Here is a 22,290-nt window from a genome sequence, read left to right as displayed (position 1 = left end):
CCGAGGGCTCCGCGTCCTCTTCCAGCATCGCCCGATCTCGCCGCCTTCGCCCGTGTCGCACCAATCAACACATTCGCGTTGCTGAGATCAGCTCAATGTAGGAGCGATTTTCAAGAATCGGTGCTGTGCAGGAGATGAAGGTTTGGCCCTTCGGAGTCGCCTTTCGGGAGGAGGCTTCAAACCACCACATGCTGCGTTGGCTGAAGACCGTCGTGGTGAGCGATGTGGAAAAGGCGCCGTAAGAGGTGTCAGGTAGGGATCAGGAAGATGAGTGAAACCGAACCGCTGTTGACGTGTCGTTACGTTTTAAAGTGGCATCAGAACCGTGGTCCTGGTTATTGGCTGCGGGATGATTCTGGCGGATGCCCGATGACTGGCCAGACGGTGCCCGGCATGGAGGCGGCATGAGCCTGATCTGCGGCTCCTGCATGGAACGTGGGAAGGCGTGTCTCGATACCGTCCCGATGATTCGGGCGAGAGGGAGTAACCAAGCGGGATGTGCCCGCAAGGTGTGAGTACCGATGCGAGACGCGCTGGCGGACCGGCCCGTAGTAGTGAGGAAGCCCTGGTAATCGGGGTGGAGCGAAGGGGCCGGGCCATCCACAGTTAGTTCGTCTGGTCAACCGGGGCGAATGTCTCCGGAAGGAACTGTGAGGAGCGAGCTGACGTTGTCAGAGTGAAGTGGTGGGTCGTGGACAACCACGACCAGGGTGGCTACGTGTACCAGACGGTCGTCGTCGACAACACGCGGCCGGCGCTGGCGATCACCTCCGCCCCGAAGAACGGCGCCAAGGTCAAGGGCACCGTGAAGATCCGCGCCAAGGCCAGCGACAAGAACGGCGTCGCCCGGGTCGAGCTCTGGGTCAACGGCAAGCGCGTCGCCACTGACTACCGGTCGGGTTACGCGTTCTCGATCAACACCGCGAAGTACGGGAAGTACTTGAAGATCCGGCTGCGCGCGTACGACCGAGCCGGCAACTCGATCGCGACGCCGACACGCTCCTGGCGCCGCTGACGCCGTACTGCAGAAATCGGCGCCGGGTCCACCGCGGTGCGGGTGCCGACAATGTCATCCGTACTAGTCAAGCGACTTTCTCGTATTCGTGAAGGATGCCGCCGAGTCGGTCATGTCGGCGGATGCGCAGACGGGCAGCCTGCGTCCCCCAGGCGGCGCTCGGATGCGCGGTGGCACCGAGTACCCGGATGCGGCGGGTGGCGTGCTCGATCACCGCGAGGGCGTACAGGCGGGCGCCGGTCAGTGTCACGGTCTCGAAGAAGTCCGCAGCGATCAGGCCCTGGGCTTGAGAGCGCAGGAATGCCGCCCAGGTGCTGTTCGTGCGTTCGGGTGCCGGGTCGATGCCGGCGTCGTGGAGGATCTCCCGGACGGTGGAGGCGGCGACCTTGACGGCGAGGATGATGCTGCAGGCTCAGGCGGATTTCCCGGGCTGTCCGATCCGTTCGGAGAGCAACAGGCGCGAGCCGCTGTTACTTGTCGAGGTAGTGGCCGTGGCAGGCGGCGATTTCCAGTTCGCTGCCACGGACCCGGTAGATCAGTCTGTGCTCGTCGTTGATGCGGCGGGACGACCATCCGGACAGCGGGCCTCTCAGCAGGCCGGGTTTGCCGAGCCCGGTTCCGTGTGGATCCAGTTGAACGTCGAGGATCAGTCGGGCTGGAAAGCTGAACGCGGCGACCCGCAGGTCCGGGTAGGCGGGACTGGGCGAGCCGTTTCCGTGCGAGAGTTGGTCATATCGCCACCGGCGTCGCGGATCTCCCCGCTGGTGCCTGGGCCGGGTTGTTCAGGAACGGCGGCCACCGGCGGGTCCGTGCGAACCGCGCATGCACCGTGCTCCGCCGGCCGGAATCGGCGGGGGACCGGTTCGCCCGGATTCTCGCTGGATCATGTCCGCGAAGAGATGCGGATCCATGGGCCGGTGAAGGTGGTACCCCTGACCGAGCTCGCATCCCATCCGTACCAGTGCCTGTAGCTGCTCGACGTCCTCGATGCCTTCGGCCACGACCTCCAGATGCAGCGCCCGTCCGAGGTCGACGACCGCGCGCACGAGGGCGTTGTCCTGGGCGGACCTGGTCACGCCGCTAACGAAGCTCCGGTCGATCTTCACCTGGTCCACAGGGAATTCCCGGAGGTAGGATAGCGATGAGTGCCCGGTCCCGAAGTCGTCGACCGAGAGGCGTACCCCGTGTTCCTTGATGAGCCGCAAGTTGGTCAGCGCCTTCGCCGGATCGGTCGTCAGCACGGACTCGGTCAGTTCGAGGGTGAGCGCGCCCCCATGAAGGCCTGCGAAGTCCAGCGCGTCCGCGACGTCGGTCACGAACCGGTCATCGGTGATCTGACGTGCTGAGATGTTCACGCTGGCCGTGAGGTCGGGCAACAGCCGGCGCCAGCCGGCGACCTGCGACACGGCCTCGCGTAGGACCCACCGGCCGATCTCGTTGATCAGGCCGGTCTCCTCCGTGATCGGGATGAACTGGTCGGGCGGGACGATCCCGCAGCGCGGACGGTGCCATCGCAGTAGTGTCTCGACGCCGGCCAGTTCTCCGGTGCCCAGCCGTACCAGCGGCTGCACGTTCAACCGGAACTGTCCGGCCGCCAGGGCGTTCTGCAGGTCGGCTCGCAGTTCCAGCCGGTTCAACTGCTCGGCCTGCATTTCCGGTTCGAACACGACGACCTGGCCGGACCCGGCCCGCTTCGCCCGGTACATGGCCACGTCCGCGTTACCCAGCAGTTCGCCGGCGGGCGTACCGCCCACCCGGGCCGCAATGCCGATGCTGGTACCGATGTAAATCTGCCGTCCCGCGATGTGGAAAGGCTCGGCGACCTCGACCGCGATGCGTTCGGCGACCACTCGGGCGTTCTCGACCGAGAGGTTCTCCAGAATCACGGCGAACTCGTCACCACCCAGCCGGGCGGCCAGATCTTTGGTCCGCAGGCAGCCGAGGATGCGCCTGCTCACCGCGGCGAGCAACTCATCGCCCGCGTTGTGGCCGAGGCTGTCGTTGACGGCCTTGAACCGGTCGAGGTCGATGAACAGGATGGCGATGTCCGCGATCCGTGCCTCGTCCAGGATCAGGTCGAGACGGTCGAGGAAGAGTTTGCGGTTCGGTAGGCCGGTGAGTGGGTCGCGGTACGCCTCTCGTACCGCCTCCACGGTTCGGGCATCTGTCAGTGCCAGGCTGATCTGCTGGCCGAATGCGGACATCAGGCCGGTGTTCTCTGCTGCGGAATCCGTCTCGTCGAGCCCGACCGCGACCAGACTTCCCGCGACAACGCCGCTGACGTGGACGGGGGTGGCCAGCGTCAGAAGAGCCCCGGACGGCCCCGAACGACGGACTGTCTCCTCTGCGGCGATCGCTTCCGCGGCGTGCTCCAGCGCGGCGTGCGTTGTTCCGGCCGACTCCGGCCAGTGCGCCCGCGAGGCCACGATGAGGCTGGTCGGCTCCGCCGGGTCCGACAGCACCAGCGCGATCGGAGCCCGCCTCAGAAGCTGCGAGGCCCCCTCGGTGATGGCGTCGAGAACCGACTGAAGTGGTTCACGCCGGGAGATCGCACGCTGGATGGAGAGCAGCGTTTCCAGCAGGGCCTGCCGGGCGTGGACGATCTCCAGCAGTTCCAGCCGCTGCTCGGCCTCTCGGGCCCGTTCCTCGCGCAGCGTCCTCTCGGTCGTGAGTATCCGGAGGTTGCGCAGCGCCAGCCCGAGCACCTGGGCCATGCCCTGGAGCATCTGGCGTTCCTCGGTGCTGAACTCGTCGTCGATCCGCGCGACCACGAGTTCGCCGTCGATATCGCTGCCGAGGGCGGCGTTTGCCCCATTCGCCTCGCCCAGCAGCGGCAACTCCAATGCCGGCGCACCGCGGAAGGCCGGGCGCAACTGTTCGGCCGGGACTGTCACGGGCAGGCCCGTCAAACCCCGTACGCCGTCCTCGCCGGCCAGAAGAACCGCACCGGCCTCCGCGTCGAGGGCCTCCAACGCGCGTTCGACGGCGACTCGGATGGCCACCTCCTCGTCAGCCGAGGCGCTGACCGCCGTGAAGTATTCGGTGAGCTGGTGGGTCGACCAGTGCAGGGTCATGAAGAGCCGTTCACGCCATCGCGAGGGTTACCACTGTCAGCCGGTGCAGACCACGGGCTCCGCGGGTGCGTGCGAACTCGCCGTAGCTGTAGAAGCCCGCCATGGGAACTCCGGAGGCCACCCGTCCCATGGCGGCGATCTCCCGTTCGACTCCATCCGGGCCGAGTACCGCCTTGCGGACCCCGCAGTCGAATGCGAGAACCCCGACCGGCTCCGCACCACCCAGCGCATCGATGGCCTGACGGCACGACATCGCGCCCGCGTCGACGACCGAGTCTTCTTCGGCGCTCATCACCCACGCCAGCGCGCCCTGTGGCGTGTCGGCCAGGAACAGCAGGGAACCGTCGTCCGGGTCCCAGCTGTGCGCGATCCGGATGTCCTCACCGGTACGGCGGGACAACCCCAGCGGGTTCGCGAAGGCAGCGGCCTGGAAGGCCTCGGGACTCTCGAGTACCGAGCGATCGATGCCGGTACGCGTCAGGAAGACGTCAAGGGCCGGCGCGCTGTCGAGCTCGTACAGCCGGCCCTTCTCGCTGCGTGTCACGATCATCGGCTCGCCGCGCTTGTGCCATCCGTGTGCGATGCCGATGCCGAACTCCGCGTCGGAGCCCAGGCCTACGCCGACCACCGCGTCGGTCAGCACCTCCACACCGTTCCGGTCGCCGAAGAACTGGTGGGTCAGGCGGAGCCGCATGTCGTCACCGGCGCATCCGCCGACCAGCGGCGCCAAGGCGCTCGCGACCGAATATGCGCCGCGTACCACCTCGTTCTCTTCGCCGAGCAGCCCGTCGCACAACAGCAGACCCGCGCGATGGCTCTTGGTCAGAGCGGCCACGCCTGTCGCGGCGCTCGCTCCGGCCTCCTGCCGCCCGGTCGACGCGTTCCGTCCCACCGCGGCACGCACCTCGAGGCCTGGCCCGCCCAGTGCCGCGACCACCACGCTCTCCTCGGCGGGGTCCCCGTATCCGGGAGTCAGGTGACCGGCCGTGGTACAGCCCACGATGACGGTGTTCGCGTCGGCCTGAGCTCGGACAGCGTCCAGCAGACGCTCGAAGTCGTAGCGAACGGCGCAGTAGACGATCAGTAGGGCTGGGCTCCGGCCGGCGATCGCCTGGGCCGTTGCGGCAGAACCCGCTGCCGCCGGGTCAGGGTTCTGGCTGTATCCAGTACCCATCCAGCGCGCCGGCTGCTCCGTCTGGTGGTCCATGCTGTAGACATCGGCGTTCGATGGGCGAACCTGAGCGTGCGTCCTCGAGCGCGGCTTTCCTCGATGTCGCCTTCACCGTGCGGGCCCAGTCCGGCGCGCGGTCGGGCGTGGCGCACACACGCCCGCCCGCGTCCGGCTCTCACTCCGTGACGCTGCGGACGAGCATCAGCCCGGCGAACACCAGCAAAGCGGCGCCCGTCACCGCTTCGACGGCGCGGACGGCCCGGTGGGTGAGAGCCCGCCGTAAGCCCGCGATCAGCCCAGCGCACACGAAGCACCACGACAGCGAGGAGAACATGAAGCCCAGGAAGAACGCGACGAGGTGGCGCGAGTCCGGCTGCTCGCCGAGCGTTCCCGCCACGGCGCCGGCCGCGCCGGCCCAGTAGACGATGTTCCAAGGGTTGCCCAGCGACATGCCGGCGCCGGCCAGCATCGCCGACGACCGTCCACCGGAGGCTTCGGCGGACGCCTTCGTGGGCTCGCCGATCAGGGCGTCACGCAGCCCCTGCACACCCAACCCCGCGAGGATCAGGCAACCGGCCACGGTCACCGGAATCCGCACTCCGGGCAGCAGGAACAGGGCCGCCACTCCGCTGAGTCCCAGAATCGCCCAGACCGCGTCACCGGTCAGCGAACCGACCTGCACCGCGAACGCCGGACGGAAGCCGCCCCGGACGCCCCGGCGCAACGACTCGGTGAACACCGCACCCGGGGTCGCGTTGAACACCAGGCCGATCCCCATGGCCGTCACGATGATCTGCAACATGGGCCCAGCGTGCCCAACGGTGGCCTAGCGGGTCTTGTCAGATGTTGACGCCCGGAACCGGCCCGGGGTGATCGCGTACGCGGCGCGGAAGTATTTGTGGAAGTGCGCCTGGTCAGCGAACCCGGACGCGGCGGCGGCGTCGGCGATCGGGGCGCCCTCGCGTAACAGCCGGCGCCCGTACGCCAGCCGGGCCTGAAGATGCCAGGCGTACGGTGAGCAGCCCACCGCGCGGGTGAACGACCTGATCAGGTGTTCTCGCGACAGCCCCACCTCGGTCGCGACCTCGGACATGTCGACCGCCGCCGACAGGTCGTCACGCAGGCGCCGCAGCACCTGAGCGATGCGCGGGTCGCCAGGCCGCGGCCCGGCCGGCCGTGATCCGCCGACACCACGTCCCAGCAGGTCGACCAGGATCGTGTCGAGGTCCACCGGGGCACCGCCGGCGCCCGCCAGTATCCGCTGTCGCAGATCGGGTGCCGACAGCACCGGCTGGACGAATTCGACCGGCTGTCCGCCGGTCAGGGCGAGCATGTCCTCAACCGGTACGTACACGCTGACGCAGGACCACGGTCGTGCCCCGGCGGTCTCGGTGACGCTGGACTGGACCTGCCCAGGGTTGTAGACGGTCACCTCCTCGACACCGGCTTCGAAACAGACGCCGTCGAGCCGGACGCGTTCCCAACCATCGACGTTGGCACTGATCACATACTCGTCATGGCTGTGCCGGGGGAATCCGCCCGGCACCGGTGTGACCACCTCGACCCGCACCGGCCCGACGATAGCGACGACCCGTAGCGGCTGACCGGCCGGTCACGGGAGAGATCGCCGGAAGCGAGCGTGACCCGGTCGGGTTAACCGGGAACGTCGGAAATTTCGGACCCGCCGTGGGGGTGTATTCGCTGTGCGTGAGCGGCCCGGCATGCCAGGGTTTGTCGGGGGCCACGCAGGGTGGCCGTCCGGATCGGAGAAGTGATTTGTCGGAGTACGACCCTGGGCAGCTCCTGGCCGGTCACCGGTCGGCGAGCATGCTGACCGGTCTCGTGGAGCGGGGCGGCCGGCCGGCGGCGGTGACGCCCACCATCGCCCTGCTACCCGGCGAGAAGCAGTACGGATGGTTCCCCGTCGACGTGGCCGACGACGGCCGGCGGCTCGCGGTGGTCACCAGCCGGCGGCTGATTCTGGGCGCCGACGAGTACCCGCTGCGGTCGGTGATCCGGCTGTGGCCGCGGCCGGACGACTGGGCGCTGACGCTGGAGACGCGTGGGCGCGGCACGGTCGAGGTCAGCGGGCCGTGGGTGCCCTGGCTGGGGGTGGTGCTGTGCGCCGAGATGTACGGGACCGCCTGGCCACCCGGTTACGCGCCGGTGATCCCCGGGCCGCGGCGGCGGCTGCGCCGTTACGAGACGGTTCAGTAGACCCAGACCCGGATCTTCAGCGGGATCGCGTCGTTCTTCCACATCCAGTTCATCGCGTCGATCGAGACGCGGGCGCATCCGTGCGAGGCCGGGTAGGGAGGCACGCTCGGGGCGCCGTGCACCGCGATGCCGCCGTTGAAGTACTTCGGCCGCCAGAGCAGCCCGAGCGGGGCGTGGCGCCAGCCGTCGATCTGGCGGCTCACCTTGAACTTCCCCCGCGGCGTGTCGGCCAGGTAGGTCCGGCCCTCCTGCTCGTAGTACTCCATCGAGCCGGTCGACGTGTTGAAGGTCTGGGTGATCCGGCCGTCGGTGACCAGGAGCAGCAGCTGCCGTTCGAGGTCGATCTCGACGAGGTTTCCGCTGGTGGAGCGGGCCTTCGGGCGTACCCCTCGATCTAGGGCCTTCCAGGTCTTCGGGCCGACGCTGCCGTCCCGGCCGATGCCGGCCGCTTTCTGCAGCGCGTAGACCGCCTGCTGGGTGGTGCCGCCGAACTTTCCGTCGGCCTTGCCGTTCCAGTAGCCGAGCTCGGTGAGGCGCTGCTGCAACGCGAGCACCTCAGCGCCTTCGGCGCCTCTCTTCAACTTCTTCCGGGGTACGGCGGAGCTGGGCGACGGTGTGGCCGGAGCGGGCACGCTGGGCGCGACCGACGGCGTGGCGGACGGGGAGACCGGCGCCGGCGCGGTGGCTGGGGCGGCGGTCGGTGGATCCGTGTCGCACCCGGCCGCGAGCGTCAGCGCCACGGCGGCGGCGAGCGTCATCGACAGAGCTCTACGCACCGCACCAGTCTAGAGACACATTCACGAACGTTCACCGGCGAACAGTGATCGTCCACCCGCGCGAGTGGCGGTACGGGCGAATCGGAAAAATAGCCGAGTAGTCTTTGGCTATGTCATGGAAGGCCAGCGCCCGGCACGGCGTACGGGAGGCGCCCGGCGGTTTCGCGCTCGTCCAGGAGTTGCTGAACACGCGTGCCGCGATGGCCTACGCTCCGGACCTGCTGACCGCCACCGAGGACGCCCAGTGGTGGGTGACCGACGCGCTCGGCCTCTGGTCGCACATCTCCGGCCTGCCGGCGCCGACCCTGCTGCTCTCCGCGGCCGATCTGCGCTCGCTGCGCCGCCTGCGCGCCGCCTTCGAGCACGTGGTGCTGGCCGGGGCGAGCCCGGCGCCGGACAGCGCGCTGCCCCCGGCCGACGTCCAGGTGAGCCTGGTGCCGGACGGGACCGGCTGGGTGCGGGTGGTGCCGACCGGCCGGGGCATCCGCTGGCTGGCGTCGGCGCTGTGGGCGGAGGCGCTGCTGGCCCAGCAGGCGGGGATGTGGCCGCGGCTCAAGCTGTGCAACAACGCTGCCTGCCGGGCCGCCTTCTTCGACACCTCGCGCAACAACAGCGGTGTCTGGCACGACGTCAGCACCTGCGGAAACACGGCGAACCTGCGGGCCTTCCGGGAGCGGCGCCGGCTGTCCGGTCAGGAACAACTCTGATCGGTGCGGGAACTTCACGGCGATTCGGGGCGACTATCAGGTCATGGCATGTGAGCGGTGGCGCGAGATGCTCTCCGCGCAGCTGGACGGTGAGGACGACCCGGCGCTGCGCCCGTTGGTCGACGAACACCTGGCCGGTTGCGCCGGCTGCCGGGACTGGCTGGACCGCGCGGCGGCGGTCAACCGGCTGACCCGGACCGCCCCGGTGCCCGCGGTGCCCGATCTCAGCGCCGTGATCCTGGCCGCGCTGCCGCAGCGGGCCGTGCCGCCCCGGCGCCGCCGGCTGCCGGTCGCGGCGCTGCTCCACATCGCCCTGGCGGCGGTCGGCACGGTGCAGCTGATCCTGGGGCTGACCCAGGTCGGCGGCGGCGCGAGCGCGGCACACGCGCACACCGGCCTGAGCGCGACGCCCGGCCACCTCTGGCACGAGTCGGCGGCGTGGAATGTCGCGGTGGGCGCCGGTTACCTCTTCATCGCGTTGCGGCGGACCCGGCCGACCGGTCTGGTGCCTATGCTCACCGCCTTCGTCGCGATGCTGTTGCTGCTCTCGGTCAACGACCTCACCGGCGGGCGGGTCGACAGCGCCCGGCTGATCGGCCACGGGTTTGTGATCGCCGGGTATCTGCTGGTGGTGGCGTTGTCGCGAGGTGTCGGCGGTGCCGGTCGGCCGCCCGGGGCGCGAGCCGGCTCCGGCTGGCGTTTCGACAGCGCGGGCGATCAGGACGTGCCGCGGCCGGGACTGCGCCTGCTGCCGCCGCCGCGGGGACCGCTCACCGCACGCCACCGGGACGATCACCGGGCCGCCTGATCAGCGGGCCGACGGGCGGACCGACAGCTCACGCCACTCGTCCGGACCGGCCAGCAGGGCGCGGACCATGTCGATGGCGGCGTCCTCGCTGTCGTACTCGAAGAAGTGCGAGGTGCCCTCGGACCCGCCCGCGCGCTGCTCGACATACCACTGGTCACCGTTGGTGCGTAAGTAGACGTCCTTGCGGGCTATCCGGCCCCACTTACCGTTCCACCAGTGCTTACGCTGCTCCATCCCGGCACTGTATCGAACATCTGTTCGAACCGTGCCGGGAGGGCGGATCTTTTTCGGGTGGTCAGCGTGGCGGCTCGGCGTGGCGTCCCAGCACCTCGTCCAGAGCGCTGTTGGAGACCTGATGTCCCTGACCCCGCAGCAGCGCGTCACGGATCTCGGTGAGCAGCTTGACCTCCTCGCTGGGTGCCTTCGGCGGGGGCTCCTCACCGCGGCGGCGGCGCTCGGCCAGCTTGTTCAGCGGCATGACGACGAGGAAGTAGAGGACCGCGGCGGTCAGCAGGAAGGTGATGAGCGTGTTGATGAACGCGGCGTAGTCGAAGATCACACCCTTCTCGGGCTGCCACGCCCCCTTCAAGGAGCCGCTGCCACCGGAGATCCACTTGATCAGCGGCTCCAGGAACGACTTGGTGAAGCTGCTGACGACCGCGGTGAAGGCCGTGCCGATCACGACGCCGACCGCGAGGTCGACGACGTTGCCGCGCATGATGAAGTCTTTGAAGCCTTGGAACATCTGTTTCACGGGTACTCCCGAGGGCCGGTTTCACTCCGGCAACGGGGGTGCCCGCCGCCGGTCGGCGACAAACTACGCCGACCGGTGGATCAGTCGAGCGCTGGTTCCTCGGCGGTGACCGCCTCATCCACCGTCGGGTACGTGTGCAGCACCTCGACGAGCCCGCTCACCTCGAGGATGCGCAGCACCCCACGCTGCGGCGCGGCCAGCCGGACGGTCCCGCCGGCGTCGTCGGTGCTGTTCTTGGCGCGGACGAAGACCGACAGCCCGGTGGAGTCGCAGAAGGACACCTCGGCGAGGTCGAAGACCAGACGGGTCCGGCCTTTCTCCAGCAGATCACTGATCTGATCCTGCAGCTGGGGGGCGGTCGCCATGTCGAGCTCACCAGCGACCGACACGACCACCATGTCGCCGCGCTGTTCCGTTTGTACCGTCAAGGACATTCGCCGACCTCCAGTTATTGCTGAACGGTACTCCAGGTACCCCCGGGCGCGCAGAACAGGACGACCCTTCGCACCCGGTCCGTTACTTGGCTTACGGCAACTAATGGACATGCTGATGGTAAAGTCCGGCCGTTGCGCTCAGATCGTGTGGTAGGGAGACAGCGATGCCGCTGAGTCCGGACGAGGCGAATCGCTTCGCCGTACTGCTGGAGAACAACGCGGAGCCGCTCGCCGCACGCTGGAGCGAACTGATCGGTGCCGGTCTACGCGGCCGGCTGAGCAGCTCCGAGGTGCTGCGGCAGACCCGCGACCTCCGGGGCGCCTTCCATCAGGCGCTCGCGGCCGGTGCCACCGAGGTGACCGACGACGCCGCCGGCGAACTGCGTGCCCAGCTCAGCGAGCTGTCCACCAACCGGGCGCGGCAGGGCTTCAGCTCCACCGAGACGGCGATCAGTGTCTACGGGCTCAAGGACGCGATGCTCGAGGTGCTCGACGGCATCGACGACGCGGCCACCCTGCGCGACTACGTGGCGTTCTCCAACTTCGTGGACCGGGCGGCGCTGTTCACCTTCGACAGCTACGTACGGGTCCGTGAGGCGCTCATCTCCGACCAGGCCGAGCAGCTGCTGGAGCTGTCCACCCCGGTGGTGAAGCTGTGGGAGGGCGTGGTGGCCGTCCCGCTGGTCGGCACCCTCGACTCGGCCCGCGCCCAGGTGGTGATGGAGCGGCTGCTCCAGACACTGGTGGACACCAGCTCGCCGTACGCGATCATCGACATCACCGGGGTGCCGGCCGTCGACACCCAGGTCGCCCAGCACATCCTCAAGACCGTGGTGGCCGCCCGCCTGATGGGCGCCGACTGCATCATCTCCGGCATCCGGCCGCAGATCGCGCAGACCATCGTGGCGCTCGGCATCGAGTTCGGTGACATCGCCACCAAGGCGTCGCTGGCCGACGCGCTGCGCTACGTCCTCAACAAGACCAGCAAGCGGCCGGTGCGCTGACATGGAGCGCGTGCCGGTACTGAAGATCGGTGAGATCCTTCTCGTCTCCATCCAGATCGACATGGAGGACCAGGTCGCCCTGCAACTCCAGGAGGACCTGGCCGAGCGGATCGTGGCGACCGGCGTGCGCGGTGTGATCATCGACATCAGCGCGCTCGACATCGTGGACTCGTTCGTCGGGCGCACGCTGGCCACCATCGCCTCCGTCTCCCGGGTGCTGGACGCCGAGACCGTCGTGGTGGGCATGCGCCCTGCGGTGGCGATCACCCTCGTCGAGCTGGGCCTGTCGCTGCCCGGCATCCGGACCGCCCTCAACGTCGAGCTGGGCATCGCCATGCTGGCCCGGGAGGACGACGACGTCGACCTGATCGGCGACGAGGAGGACGATACGGACCAGGCAGTGGTACCCACACCGTGAACGACGACGTCCAGCGTCAACCGGTCGTGACCGACCAGGACGTGGTCCGGGTCCGGCAGCTGGTGCGTACCGTCGCGGTGGCGGTGAAGCTGTCTCTGGTGGACCAGACCAAGCTGGTCACGGCCGCGAGTGAGCTGGCCCGCAACACCCTGGTCTACGGTGGTGGTGGCGAGGTCGAGGTGAGCCGGGTGCACAACGACCGGCGGGCCGGGATCAGGATCGTCTTCGCCGACCAGGGACCCGGCATCGCCGATCTGGATCTGGCGCTCACCGATGGGTACACCACCGGCGGCGGCCTCGGCCTCGGCCTGAGCGGGGCCCGGCGGCTGGTCGACGAGTTCGAGATCGAGACCGAGCCCGGCAAAGGAACGGCCATCACTATCGTCAAGTGGTGCCGATGAGCGGAGGCACGGTGGCGTCTCTACCCGAAGGACTCCTGGACGAGGGGGTCTGGTTCCGGGTGGAGGAGTCCGGCACAGCCTCGGCCGTACGCAGGGCGGCGGAGCGTCTCGCCGCCGACCTGGACATGCCGCGGAACCGTGTCGCGGATCTCGCCATCGTCGCCGCTGAGGCGGCCGGCAACCTGGTGAAGCACGCCGACCGGGGCGTCGTCCTGGTCCGGGCGGTGCGCAACGACGATCAGGCCGGCGTCGAGCTGATCGCCGTCGACAGCGGTCCCGGGATGAGTGACGTGCATCGTGCCCTCGGTGACGGGCATTCCACGGCCGGGACTCTGGGGATCGGGTTGGGTGCGATCCTGCGCCAGGCCAGCCGGTGGGACCTGCATTCGGTGCCGGGCAAGGGGACCGTGCTGGCCGTGCAGGTGTGGCCGGCCGGGCTGCCCGAACAGCTCTGGGCGGCGGGGCTGACCCGGCCGCTGCCCGGTGAGACGACCAGCGGCGACGGGTACGCGATCCGCGAGATCGACGGCCGCCGGCAGATGCTGCTCAGCGACGGTCTCGGCCACGGCGGCCTGGCCGCGGCCGCCTCGCACGAGGCGATCCGGGCGTTCCGGAAGGCGCCGGCCGTCCCGCCCGCCCAGGTGGTGGAAATTCTGCACCGCGCTCTCGGGCACACCCGCGGGGCCGCGCTCGCGGTCGCCGAACCGGACCCGTCGGCCGGCGTCATCCGCTACGCGGGCCTCGGCAACATCTCCGGCACCGTGCTGGCCGCGGACGGCAGCCGGCGCGGCATGGTCTCGATGCCCGGCATCGCCGGCCACCAGCGCCGCCAGGTGCGCGAGTACGACTACCCGCTCGGCCCCGGCGGGGTCGTCCTGATGCACACCGACGGGGTGGTCGACCGCTGGACCGCGGCCGACTACCCGGGACTGCTCACCCACACCCCCGAGGTGATCGCCGCCACCGTGCTGCGTGACGCCGGGACCCGCCGGGACGACGCCGGCGTGCTGGTGGCCCGATTCCCATGACCGCCGAACCGCTGATGCGCATGCGCCTGCGGGTCGAGCAGGACATCTTCGTGGTGCGGCAGCTCGGCCGGGAGGTGGCCCGGACCGTCGGCCTGGAGTCCCAGGACCAGACCCGGGTGGCCACCGCGCTCAGCGAGGTGGGCCGGGTACTGCTCGCCGCGGGACTGAACGCCGATGTGGCGTTCACCGTTTCGGCGATCGGGGTACCTACGCTGCAAGTGACGATGGCGCATTCGGAGCCCGGTGGGGCGGTCCGGGTCGCTGAACAGTTGCAGCACGTCGGCCGGCTGGTCGACACGATGGAGGTCGACGATGGCGAGAGCGGGACGGTCGTCCGAATGTCGCGGCGGTTGCCGCTGGGCGCATCACTGCTGACCCCCGAACGGATGGACGAGATACGCGCCGGGCTGGCCCAGCACGTGCCCGGCACTCCCCTGGACGAGCTGGCCGTACAGAACCAGCAGCTCATCGCCGCCCTCGACGAGGTGCGCGCGCAACGTGACGACCTGGCCCGGCTCAACGCCGAGCTGGAGGAGACCAACCGCGGTGTGATGGCCCTCTACAACCAGCTCTCCCAGGAGCTGGAGGAGACCAACCGCGGCGTCGTCGCCCTCTACGCCGAACTGGACGAGAAGTCGGCGCAGCTGCGGGCCGCCAGCGAGGCGAAGAGCCGCTTCCTGGCCAACGTGAGCCACGAGCTGCGAGCCCCGGTCACCGCGATCATCGGGCTGGGCCGGCTGCTCACCGACTCCGGCTCGGACGAGCTCACCGACGAGCAGCACCGCCAGGTGGACCTGATCCGCACCTCGGCCACCGACCTGCTCACCCTGGTCAACGGGCTGCTCGACCTGGCCAAGGCGGAGGCCGGCCGGATCGAGCCGAACTGGTCGCGGGTGGATCTCAAGGCGATCTTCGGCCAGCTGCGCGGCACGCTCCGGCCGCTCGCCAACCGGCCCGAGGTGGACTTCGTGGTCGACGAGCCGCCCGTGCCCACGCTGCGCTCCGACGAGGTGCTGCTCGCCCAGGTGCTGCGCAACCTGCTCACCAACGCGCTCAAGTTCACCGAGTCGGGATCGGTGCGGCTCAGCGTCGTCCGGGTCGGCTCGGACATCGAGTTCATCGTCGCCGACACCGGCACCGGCATCCCGGCCGAGCTGCAGGAACGCGTCTTCGAAGAGTTCTACCAGGTGCCCGGCAGCAAACCGGTGAGCGGCAAAGGCACCGGTCTCGGCCTGCCCTACGCCCGGCGGCTGGCCGGTATTCTCGGTGGCGGCCTGCGGGTCGACTCCACCCCCGGGACGGGCAGCGTGTTCACCCTTCGGCTTCCGTACGAGTCATGATCGCCGCCACCGTCCTCGTCGTCGACGACAGCGCGACCAAGCGATACCTGCTGGTCAGCTGGCTCACCCGGGCCGGGTTCACGGTGCTCGAGGCGGAGACCGGCGGAGAGGCGCTGAGCCGGCTGCTCGAGGTCGAGGTCGATCTGGTCGTCCTCGACGTGAAACTGCCGGACATGAACGGCTTCGACGTCTGCGAGAAGATCAAGGCCGATCCACGGTACGGCGTACTGCCGGTGATCCACGTGTCCGCGCACGCCGTCGACGTCAACGACCGGACCCAGGGCCTGAACCGGGGCGCGGACGCGTACCTGGTCGAACCGATCGAACCGGGCGAGCTGATCGCCACCGCCCAGGCGGTGCTCCGCTACTACCGGGCCCGGCAGCGCGCCGAACTGCTCGCCGAGCGGTCGCTCCGCCTCGCCGAGACCACCCTGGCGATCAACTCGGCGTCCGTGCTGCCCGCGCTGCTGGCCGCCGCCGCCGAGGGCGCCAGCGACATCTTCGGCGGCCCGGTCGTGGTGGTGGCGGAAACCTCCGAGGGCGAGAGCCTGGCCGCGGTCGGCAACCCCGCATCGGTACGCCGATGGGCCGTCCCCGGGCACCGCGTCGCCGTCGGATCCCTGCTGCGCACCGACGACCCGGCCGACTGGAACGTGATCGAGTGGCCGCCCGGCGAGACGGTCACGGTGGCAGCCGCCCGCCTGCGTGTCGACCGTCCCCCCGTCTACGTCGCCGCGCCCGGCAGCTCGCAGACCCCCGGCTCGCCGGTGCTCCGCCAGCTCTCCCAGGCGGTCGCGGCGGCCGTCGAGGCGCAGCGTTCCTTCGACGAGGAGCACCGGATCGCGGTCACCCTCCAGCGCAGCCTCCTGCAGGCGCGCCTGCCCGAGGTGCCCGGACTGGACCTGGGCGTGCTCTACGAACCGGCCGGCGCGCAGACCGAGGTGGGCGGCGACTTCTACGAGCTCACCGTGCTGAACGACCGGCTCCTGGTGGCGATCGGTGACGTGGCCGGGCACTCGCTGCACGCCGCCACGGTGATGGCCGAGATCCGGCACGCGGTCCGGGCGTACGCCGTCGAGGGGCACTCACCGAGCGCCGTGCTGGAACTGGTCAACCGTTTCATGCGTACCGTGCTGCCGGCCGACTCGGCCACCCTCTGCCTGCTCACCCTGGAACCGGAGACCGGCCGGATCCGGATGGCCGGCGCCGGGCACCTGCCGCCGCTGCTGCACGTCGACGGCCGGGTCGAGTTCCTCCAGCCGCGCGGGCCGCTGCTCGGCATCCGCGCGCCCCGCCGGGCCGAGCTGGAGCTGACCCTGCCGCCGGGCGGCACACTGGTGCTCTACACCGACGGCCTGATCGAACGCCGCGACGCCGACATCGACGAGGGCCTGCGGGCGCTGGCCGTCTCCGCCGCCGAGGTCGAGCCGGACCTCGACGTCTTCTGCCGCCGCCTGCTCACCCAGCTCACCGGAGCCAGGGAGCAGGCGGACGACATCGCCGTCGTAGCGGTCCGCCGACGCGACAACTCCTAGAAGGGAGGGAGCTCCAGCGAGGCTAAAATGGCAGGCAGCTCCATGCGCAATGCTTCAGAGCCAGGTATGACGGGAACCTCAAGGATAGCCCGCGAGTTGCCGGTGATCGTTCGACCGGTGGTGTCGGTTCCCGGATATAGGATCGACACGGTCGATAACCCGTACAGCGCCATGTACGCCGAGACGTCTTTCCGGCTGTCCTCGCTTGCGAATCCATCGGGGCCCAGCCGGTACTTCGCGTCTAGGATAGCGATACGTCCGCTCGCGCGTTCTACCAAGAGTACGTCAGGGCGCGACGTGTCGGGATGGATACTCGTCCGCCGCCAGGACCGTAGGACGCTCGGCGGGCAGAGAGCGTCGTAGTAGATGTCGAATTCGGCGCCCGAGAAGGCAAGCGGAGTGGCTCCGAGGACTGGGCTGACCTGCTGTAGGTCTAGTTCGGCAGCGAGACGCGACGCGGCATATGCCTGATAGATCCGGTCGGCACTCTGAACGTAGCTGTATCGCCGCTGCGCATCACCGGTCGCACTCCAGCCGAATCGCCGGCGGAAGTCCTTGGCCGTTTCGTAGACACCCTGGTAGCGACGATCGTTCAGTTCGACGGCTTGTCGTTCCGCGGCAAGGACACGCGGTCCGTCACGTAGTGTCCGAGCCAGCGGTCGCGCCTGCAATGTGTTGATGCGTAGACGCCACAGTCGACAGCGCGCGACCGCCTGCCCGTCACGCGCGCTTGCCCCCATCGCTTCGTCGACTGCACCTGCGAGTTGGTCAAGAAGTCCTACTGCCCTTCGGTTCGGGACCGTATGAACTGTCAACCGACGCTTCCGAACAACGACGCGAGTCGGGTCGTATTCCTCGTCGCCGATACTGATGAGCCCACCATTTCGAGCGGTGAGGTGATGCCTTGGATCTGACCGCAGGTAGCGCAACGTCGGCACGGCTCGCACAGACGATCCACCCCTGCGGCTGAGCACGTTGGTTGTCTCGGTATCGGATCGGGGCGCAGCGAGCACGCTCTCTATAGCGTCTAGCGCGCTGTCCGCCCACTGATCAAGCCAACCATAAATGACGTGCGGGTTACGGAATCCGCTGCCATCCGAGAACATCACCTGACCCGTCCACCCGGTGCCAAGTTCACCCAACTCACGAAGCATCGCCGAGACTCCAGCGAGCTGGAGCTTGGAGTCTTCGGTAGCGAACCAGAACACGCTCTGGCCGATCTGAATGCGGTGGTATCCCGTCGACCGTTTCAAATCCATTGGAATCAGACCGGTCGATCCGGATGAAAGACGGCGGCTAATGCCATCGATGACAATCGATCGTGAGTCGTGACCTGTCACGGAGAGAACCAGCTCCTGGGCGCGAACGATCTTCGGGTTCACCCCCAGGCGTTCGTCGACCCCTTTGCCGACGAGCCGAACGGATACCTCAGCCACTGCTACCTCCGAACCTTGACCACGCCTCACCGCTTTCGTGTTCGTTCACGTAGCGCCTTCGCAGGTCGTCGGTTTCTCGCAACTGCAACGAGTCGATCGTTGCCGCTGACATCGCATTCAGTAGTTCGTCTAGGGTAGCCATCACCATGCGTTCGGAGGCTGTTAGCTGCGTCCGGTAGGCGTCGAGCGTGCTCCAGGTCTTTGCGTCGGCTCGGTGGCCGATCGTCATAAGCGTGACCGGGACATGCGAGCCCCGGCCTAGGCCGACTGAAACGGCGAGGGCGTGGACCCGCACGAGCTGGTTGAACGTGTGTGATCCCAGAACAAATGTCGGATCAGACCATAAGTTGACATCTCGCGCGATGCGCCGGTAGGGCTCACGGGAAGTATTGACTTGCCGACTGCTGAAGCGGTCCATGTACTTCAACTCGATCGCAAGGACCTCATCCCCAGCGCCGGAACGTACCACTAGCAGCATGTCAATCCGTGTCTGGTCGCCCAGGTGTTCGCTGCGGTGAGTTGGAGCGAACTCTGGCTCAATCGCGACGACCTCAACGAGGTTGGTTCGGCTGAGCAGGATCATTAAGGTCCGCAGGAGCCAGCCCCGATCGGCTGCCAATGGACCAAAGAGGTTGAACATCATGGCTTGACTGGACGTCATCAAGGACGTGCATCTCGTCGGATCGACGCCCCACCCGCCTAGTCGCCTCGATGCGTAGAGGTACCGGGCGCTGGAGCTTGTGAAGTTCAGCCCCGCTTCGGCATCGACTGGTGCAAGCGCGCTGCCGAGCGGCCTGGATGCGCGGCCTGGAGAGTTACCGAAAGCATCTCTGCCCAGAACCACGACTCGATACCAAGACTGATGGAACCGCACCCTACGAGCGAACGGCGCATCCGCCGATCGCTGCGGGCCGAGATTCTCCCTACTTGCAGTGTGTGGCATAACAACTGCTCCACGCCAACTATTGTCCGGCCGCTCCACCTTCAGAGGAGCGGCAGCAGTTCGTCAGCAGGCCCGGCCATGGCTTGCTCTACAAGCCGGCCGATCTCTTCGGCGTTCGGCAGTTCAGCTATCGCCGCCAGCAGACCGGTAACGTCGTTGTGTCCCCCACGCACCTGGTGGACCAGCTTGTCGGCAACTGCCTGCCCGAGCGCCTCAAGTTCAGAGGCTTGGTCGCGCTCGGCGATCGCGACAGCGAGGACAACATCGCGAAGTAGTCCAAGGGTGAACCACGATCGTCCGGGGCCGGTGGCAAGGATAGAGTGACAGATTTCCACAAGGGCGGTCCGAGCGGCAGCCGAGATGTCGTCTAGAGTACGGATCGAGTTGAGTGCAGCCGCCCGCAGCGGATCGAATTGTACTGCGCGATCAGTCGTTGCGCGACCATCGACCATGGTACGCGCATTGTCTATGAGTCGCTCAACGAGGCCCAGGACGGCGTTTTCCTCGTCGTCTTCATAGCGGTCACCGAGGACGTTGGGCATAGTGATCGTTGTAGATCGCCGCTTGGTCGGTGAGCTGACTCGAGTACGGGTCTCAGGCTCATCTCTGAACGAATTGCATGTCGCGATAATGAACGTGTCGACGGGCATCTGGGCAATGTCGCCATTCGGGAGTCGGACATTGCGGTCCTGTTCTTGCGACGCCACCAGCACCGCAGACATGTACGTCTCGGCCGCGGCAAGGTTGAACTCTTCGAGGATAACGACCCTGGCATCGAGCGGGTTCTCAGTCTGGAGGATTTCCCGAGCGAAGTTCTGAAGATGGGCCTCACCATCCAACCTCTCGTATCCAATGAATTCTGCCTCATCGAAGTCGTTCCTGATAGGGATCACCAGGTGACTGTCAAGACCGAACTCTGCCTCCATTGCGTTCGCCAAGAGCCTCGCGAAAAGGCTCTTTCCGGTCCCAGGCTGACCGACCAGAACGACCATATCGCCACGAAGCCAAGCCGAAAGCACTCGACGGACAAGCCCGGGGGGCAATTCATATCCGTTAGCGATGATCCTTCGCTCAAGATCGGCTACCCGCTGAGCAAGCGTCCCAGCGACAGCGTTAACCGGAGGAAGGCTTCCCAACTCGATCGCAGTCCCGTCGTCAATCGGATCCGGGCTGAAGGGCACCATCCGGTACTCGGCGGGAACGGTCGCGTCAAGAATGGTTCCGATCAGGTCACCGCGATCAGGCTGAAACTCGGCAATGAACCACGCAACCAACGTGTCCAAGTCGTCAGCAGTTGGTGGCAACACAGCAAGAGCAGAGGGGCCGATCGCCGCTGTGTCGATCTCGCGTCCCATCCACAGGGCGAGGTCGACAACCCGGACTGCCTCGCTACGCTTACGCAGGTCAGCGCCTGCGGTTGGCGTCAGGCCCCACACGTCGTGGTCGAGGCCCGTCTGAGCCGGCTTGCGTTGAATGAGCACCTCGCCCTTCGCGGCCACGCCTGTGCGCTGGCGCTGGAGGCCACCTCCGGGAAACTTCTCGGTCTGCCATCCGACCGTGGAGGTCGACCAGATCGCCCTGTACGGACGATCCGACTCGGGCGGTCGTGGAAGCCGAAAGTAGTCGTTGAGGAGTTCGCGCTCGTTCGCTAGCCCGAATGCGACCTGGTCGACTGTGACGTCAACACCTTGGCGTACACCCTCGCGCAGAAGCGCAGGCAGCGTCACTGCCGCGAGTGCATGGGTGCCGTCGATCGCGTCGGCGGCGGCAAGTACGAGACGGGCTGGGGCGAAGGGCACCTCAAGAGGGTAGCGACTACTCGTTCTCAGGTGGGGCAAGCATCTCCATGTTGTCCGCGACTAAGCTACAGAACTCTGGGTTCAGTTCGATCCCGACCGACGACCGACCCATCTCGTCGGCGACGTACATCGTGGTTCCACCACCGAGGAACGGGTCGAGGACCGTGCCACCCTCTGGGCAGCCAGCGGAGATGCAGCGCTCTACCAACTTCCGGGGGTACGGCGCGTAGTGGGTCCCCCTGGCGAGCGAACGCCGGTCGGGTTCGATCAGCCAGACGTCCTCCTCGCCGTCGAGCCCTTCACGATCGAAGAAGTATCGGGGCGACTTGGAAAATAGAAAGATGTGCTCGTATTTGCGCCAGGGTCGGTCCTTACTCGTGGGTTCAGGGATCGCTGTGTTCCGAACCCAGATGATCGAGCTGCGCAAGGTCCAGCCGTCCGCCTGCATCGCCAGCGCAACTCGCCAGGGAATGCCAATGAGCGACTTGCGAGGGAGCCCAAGGCCAGGGCCATCAACCGCCCGTAGGCCAGGTAGACGCCGACTCCGATGCTTATCGTCCTTCCCGTGAGGGCGACCCTTGGCGCTGTAGTAGGTATCGCCGAGGTTAAGGAACACGTTGCCGTCATCGGTAAGGGCGGGCTTGATCGCTGCGAACGTCTCGCGAAGATTGTCGACAAAACCTTCGATTGTCGGCTCTAGGCCGAACTGTCCGTTCACCTCGTAGTCCCGCTGCCAGTAATAAGGCGGGCTGGTGATGACTGTATTGATCGAATTTGGTGCGAGCGTCGTGGCAACCTCCTTGCTGTCGCCGTTCAGCACAGTCCATGACCTTCCGTCCTCCCGCTTGCCGCTAGCGAACAGAGGGTCGATGGCATCATCTACGTTGTCCGTCACGCTCTCAAGCCTCGCGGGGGGGTATGACATGATCCCTACTGTAAGAGGTCTCCGACGGAGAACAAAATCGCCGTCCGGCGTGTCGGTACTCTAGGTGTTGCTGTGCACTCGCCGTAACCTCTGTGGGGTGGACGAGACCGGCGAAGGCGGCGCCCTGCGATCGATGGCTGTTCACTTGGCCGGCCCGGCTGAGATCGCGGAGCACCTGGGTATCAGACCGAACACGATCAACCAGTGGAAGGTACGCCATTCCGACTTTCCGACGCCCGTTCGGAAGCTTCGCTCAGGCGAGATCTGGGACATCAGAGAGGTTCAAGCCTGGGCCGTTCACACTGGACGCCTCGACGCCGCTTCGGCTGGCGCAACGGCTGCCACCTAGTACTGACCCTGATGGCTTATTCGCTCCTGGTCGTTGCCGTGTCGCTGGAGGCATCGATAGGTTACGACTTGGTGCGCGATAGCTGAGTGACCCGCGTCGATCATGAAGATGGCCGTGCGGGACGATCATGATTGTGACGTCAGGATGGGCCCGCAC

The 22,290-nt window shown here is 67.4% G+C and carries 25 protein-coding genes; 11 read left to right on the top strand and 14 right to left on the bottom strand.

The window, feature by feature from the left end; genetic code table 11:
- Positions 1-676: 676 nt before the first annotated feature.
- Complete coding sequence (locus tag AB0I88_RS37620; protein ID WP_361036336.1) at positions 677-1,015, top strand: Ig-like domain-containing protein; 339 nt, start codon at positions 677-679, stop codon at positions 1,013-1,015.
- Between the two features lie 67 nt (positions 1,016-1,082).
- On the opposite strand, the gene AB0I88_RS37615 is transcribed toward AB0I88_RS37620, so the two are convergent.
- The 6 genes from AB0I88_RS37615 to AB0I88_RS37590 form a co-directional block, all read right to left on the bottom strand.
- Positions 1,083-1,265, bottom strand: coding sequence for an integrase (locus AB0I88_RS37615; RefSeq protein WP_361036333.1), 183 nt, complete (start codon positions 1,263-1,265; stop codon positions 1,083-1,085).
- Positions 1,266-1,485: 220 nt separating this feature from the next.
- Entirely contained in the window at positions 1,486-1,662 is a 177-nt protein-coding gene (locus tag AB0I88_RS37610) for a type II toxin-antitoxin system YoeB family toxin (protein ID WP_361036345.1), read from the bottom strand.
- A 135-nt stretch (positions 1,663-1,797) separates the two neighbouring features.
- On the bottom strand, positions 1,798-4,089 hold the full coding sequence (locus AB0I88_RS37605; RefSeq protein ID WP_361036330.1) for an EAL domain-containing protein: 2,292 nt from the start codon (positions 4,087-4,089) through the stop codon (positions 1,798-1,800).
- 10 nt (positions 4,090-4,099) lie between these two features.
- Positions 4,100-5,296 carry an FIST N-terminal domain-containing protein gene (locus AB0I88_RS37600; RefSeq protein ID WP_361036327.1) on the bottom strand — a complete coding sequence of 399 codons (1,197 nt, stop codon included), beginning with the start codon at positions 5,294-5,296 and terminating at the stop codon, positions 4,100-4,102.
- Positions 5,297-5,435: 139 nt separating this feature from the next.
- On the bottom strand, positions 5,436-6,062 hold the full coding sequence (locus tag AB0I88_RS37595) for a LysE family transporter (protein WP_361036324.1): 627 nt from the start codon (positions 6,060-6,062) through the stop codon (positions 5,436-5,438).
- A 24-nt stretch (positions 6,063-6,086) separates the two neighbouring features.
- A complete protein-coding gene (locus tag AB0I88_RS37590) occupies positions 6,087-6,830 on the bottom strand; it encodes an AraC family transcriptional regulator (protein ID WP_361036321.1) in 744 nt (247 codons plus the stop codon).
- Between the two features lie 206 nt (positions 6,831-7,036).
- On the opposite strand from AB0I88_RS37590, the gene AB0I88_RS37585 reads away from it, so the two are divergent.
- Entirely contained in the window at positions 7,037-7,477 is a 441-nt protein-coding gene (locus AB0I88_RS37585) for a hypothetical protein (RefSeq protein WP_361036314.1), read from the top strand.
- On the opposite strand, the gene AB0I88_RS37580 is transcribed toward AB0I88_RS37585, so the two are convergent.
- On the bottom strand, positions 7,471-8,253 hold the full coding sequence (locus AB0I88_RS37580; protein WP_361036311.1) for a L,D-transpeptidase family protein: 783 nt from the start codon (positions 8,251-8,253) through the stop codon (positions 7,471-7,473). The genes AB0I88_RS37585 and AB0I88_RS37580 overlap by 7 nt on opposite strands.
- Positions 8,254-8,363: 110 nt before the next feature.
- Between AB0I88_RS37580 and AB0I88_RS37575 the strand changes: the two genes are divergently transcribed.
- Together AB0I88_RS37575 and AB0I88_RS37570 are read left to right on the top strand one after the other, a co-directional pair.
- On the top strand, positions 8,364-8,960 hold the full coding sequence (locus tag AB0I88_RS37575; protein WP_361036308.1) for a CGNR zinc finger domain-containing protein: 597 nt from the start codon (positions 8,364-8,366) through the stop codon (positions 8,958-8,960).
- Positions 8,961-9,003: 43 nt separating this feature from the next.
- A complete protein-coding gene (locus tag AB0I88_RS37570) occupies positions 9,004-9,768 on the top strand; it encodes a zf-HC2 domain-containing protein (RefSeq protein WP_361036305.1) in 765 nt (254 codons plus the stop codon).
- On the opposite strand, the gene AB0I88_RS37565 is transcribed toward AB0I88_RS37570, so the two are convergent.
- The 3 genes from AB0I88_RS37565 to AB0I88_RS37555 form a co-directional block, all read right to left on the bottom strand.
- Entirely contained in the window at positions 9,769-10,002 is a 234-nt protein-coding gene (locus AB0I88_RS37565) for a hypothetical protein (RefSeq protein WP_361036302.1), read from the bottom strand.
- 61 nt (positions 10,003-10,063) lie between these two features.
- Positions 10,064-10,513 carry a large conductance mechanosensitive channel protein MscL gene (gene mscL / locus AB0I88_RS37560; RefSeq protein ID WP_361036342.1) on the bottom strand — a complete coding sequence of 150 codons (450 nt, stop codon included), beginning with the start codon at positions 10,511-10,513 and terminating at the stop codon, positions 10,064-10,066.
- 89 nt (positions 10,514-10,602) lie between these two features.
- Positions 10,603-10,956: an STAS domain-containing protein gene (locus AB0I88_RS37555; RefSeq protein WP_014687361.1), complete on the bottom strand. Its 354-nt coding sequence runs from the start codon at positions 10,954-10,956 to the stop codon at positions 10,603-10,605.
- 164 nt (positions 10,957-11,120) lie between these two features.
- Here AB0I88_RS37555 and AB0I88_RS37550 point away from each other — a divergent pair, with 164 nt between their 5' ends.
- From AB0I88_RS37550 to AB0I88_RS37525, 6 genes are read left to right on the top strand one after another with little or no spacing between them, the layout of a single operon-like run.
- Positions 11,121-11,960: an STAS domain-containing protein gene (locus AB0I88_RS37550; RefSeq protein ID WP_361036299.1), complete on the top strand. Its 840-nt coding sequence runs from the start codon at positions 11,121-11,123 to the stop codon at positions 11,958-11,960.
- Between the two features lies 1 nt (position 11,961).
- The gene (locus AB0I88_RS37545; RefSeq protein WP_361036296.1) at positions 11,962-12,378 is read left to right on the top strand and encodes an STAS domain-containing protein; all 417 of its coding nucleotides are present in this window, start codon (positions 11,962-11,964) and stop codon (positions 12,376-12,378) included.
- Positions 12,375-12,779 carry an anti-sigma regulatory factor gene (locus tag AB0I88_RS37540; RefSeq protein ID WP_361036293.1) on the top strand — a complete coding sequence of 135 codons (405 nt, stop codon included), beginning with the start codon at positions 12,375-12,377 and terminating at the stop codon, positions 12,777-12,779. The genes AB0I88_RS37545 and AB0I88_RS37540 overlap by 4 nt, the downstream gene beginning before the upstream one ends.
- Positions 12,776-13,807 (top strand): SpoIIE family protein phosphatase, encoded by a 1,032-nt coding sequence (locus AB0I88_RS37535; RefSeq protein ID WP_361036339.1) that lies wholly within the window; start codon positions 12,776-12,778, stop codon positions 13,805-13,807. The genes AB0I88_RS37540 and AB0I88_RS37535 overlap by 4 nt, the downstream gene beginning before the upstream one ends.
- Positions 13,804-15,147 (top strand): sensor histidine kinase, encoded by a 1,344-nt coding sequence (locus AB0I88_RS37530; protein WP_361036290.1) that lies wholly within the window; start codon positions 13,804-13,806, stop codon positions 15,145-15,147. Before AB0I88_RS37535 ends, AB0I88_RS37530 begins: the two co-directional genes overlap by 4 nt.
- On the top strand, positions 15,144-16,682 hold the full coding sequence (locus tag AB0I88_RS37525) for a fused response regulator/phosphatase (RefSeq protein ID WP_361036287.1): 1,539 nt from the start codon (positions 15,144-15,146) through the stop codon (positions 16,680-16,682). Before AB0I88_RS37530 ends, AB0I88_RS37525 begins: the two co-directional genes overlap by 4 nt.
- Here AB0I88_RS37525 and AB0I88_RS37520 read toward each other — a convergent pair.
- The 4 genes from AB0I88_RS37520 to AB0I88_RS37505 are packed head-to-tail and all read right to left on the bottom strand — an operon-like array spanning position 16,679 to position 21,755.
- The gene (locus AB0I88_RS37520; protein ID WP_361036284.1) at positions 16,679-18,118 is read right to left on the bottom strand and encodes a hypothetical protein; all 1,440 of its coding nucleotides are present in this window, start codon (positions 18,116-18,118) and stop codon (positions 16,679-16,681) included. The genes AB0I88_RS37525 and AB0I88_RS37520 overlap by 4 nt on opposite strands.
- A complete protein-coding gene (locus AB0I88_RS37515) occupies positions 18,111-19,061 on the bottom strand; it encodes a hypothetical protein (protein ID WP_361036281.1) in 951 nt (316 codons plus the stop codon). The genes AB0I88_RS37520 and AB0I88_RS37515 overlap by 8 nt, the downstream gene beginning before the upstream one ends.
- 41 nt (positions 19,062-19,102) lie before the next feature.
- Entirely contained in the window at positions 19,103-20,860 is a 1,758-nt protein-coding gene (locus tag AB0I88_RS37510) for an AAA family ATPase (protein ID WP_361036278.1), read from the bottom strand.
- A 16-nt stretch (positions 20,861-20,876) separates the two neighbouring features.
- Positions 20,877-21,755, bottom strand: coding sequence for a site-specific DNA-methyltransferase (locus AB0I88_RS37505; protein WP_361036275.1), 879 nt, complete (start codon positions 21,753-21,755; stop codon positions 20,877-20,879).
- A 127-nt stretch (positions 21,756-21,882) separates the two neighbouring features.
- Between AB0I88_RS37505 and AB0I88_RS37500 the strand changes: the two genes are divergently transcribed.
- Positions 21,883-22,134 carry a hypothetical protein gene (locus AB0I88_RS37500; protein ID WP_361036272.1) on the top strand — a complete coding sequence of 84 codons (252 nt, stop codon included), beginning with the start codon at positions 21,883-21,885 and terminating at the stop codon, positions 22,132-22,134.
- Positions 22,135-22,290 lie beyond the last annotated feature (156 nt).

The organism is Actinoplanes sp. NPDC049802 (assembly GCF_040656595.1).
In the GTDB taxonomy this organism is placed as follows: Bacteria; Actinomycetota; Actinomycetes; order Mycobacteriales; family Micromonosporaceae; genus Actinoplanes.
The sequence above is the reverse complement of the archived record's forward strand: the minus strand, read 5'-3'. Positions and strand labels throughout refer to the sequence as shown.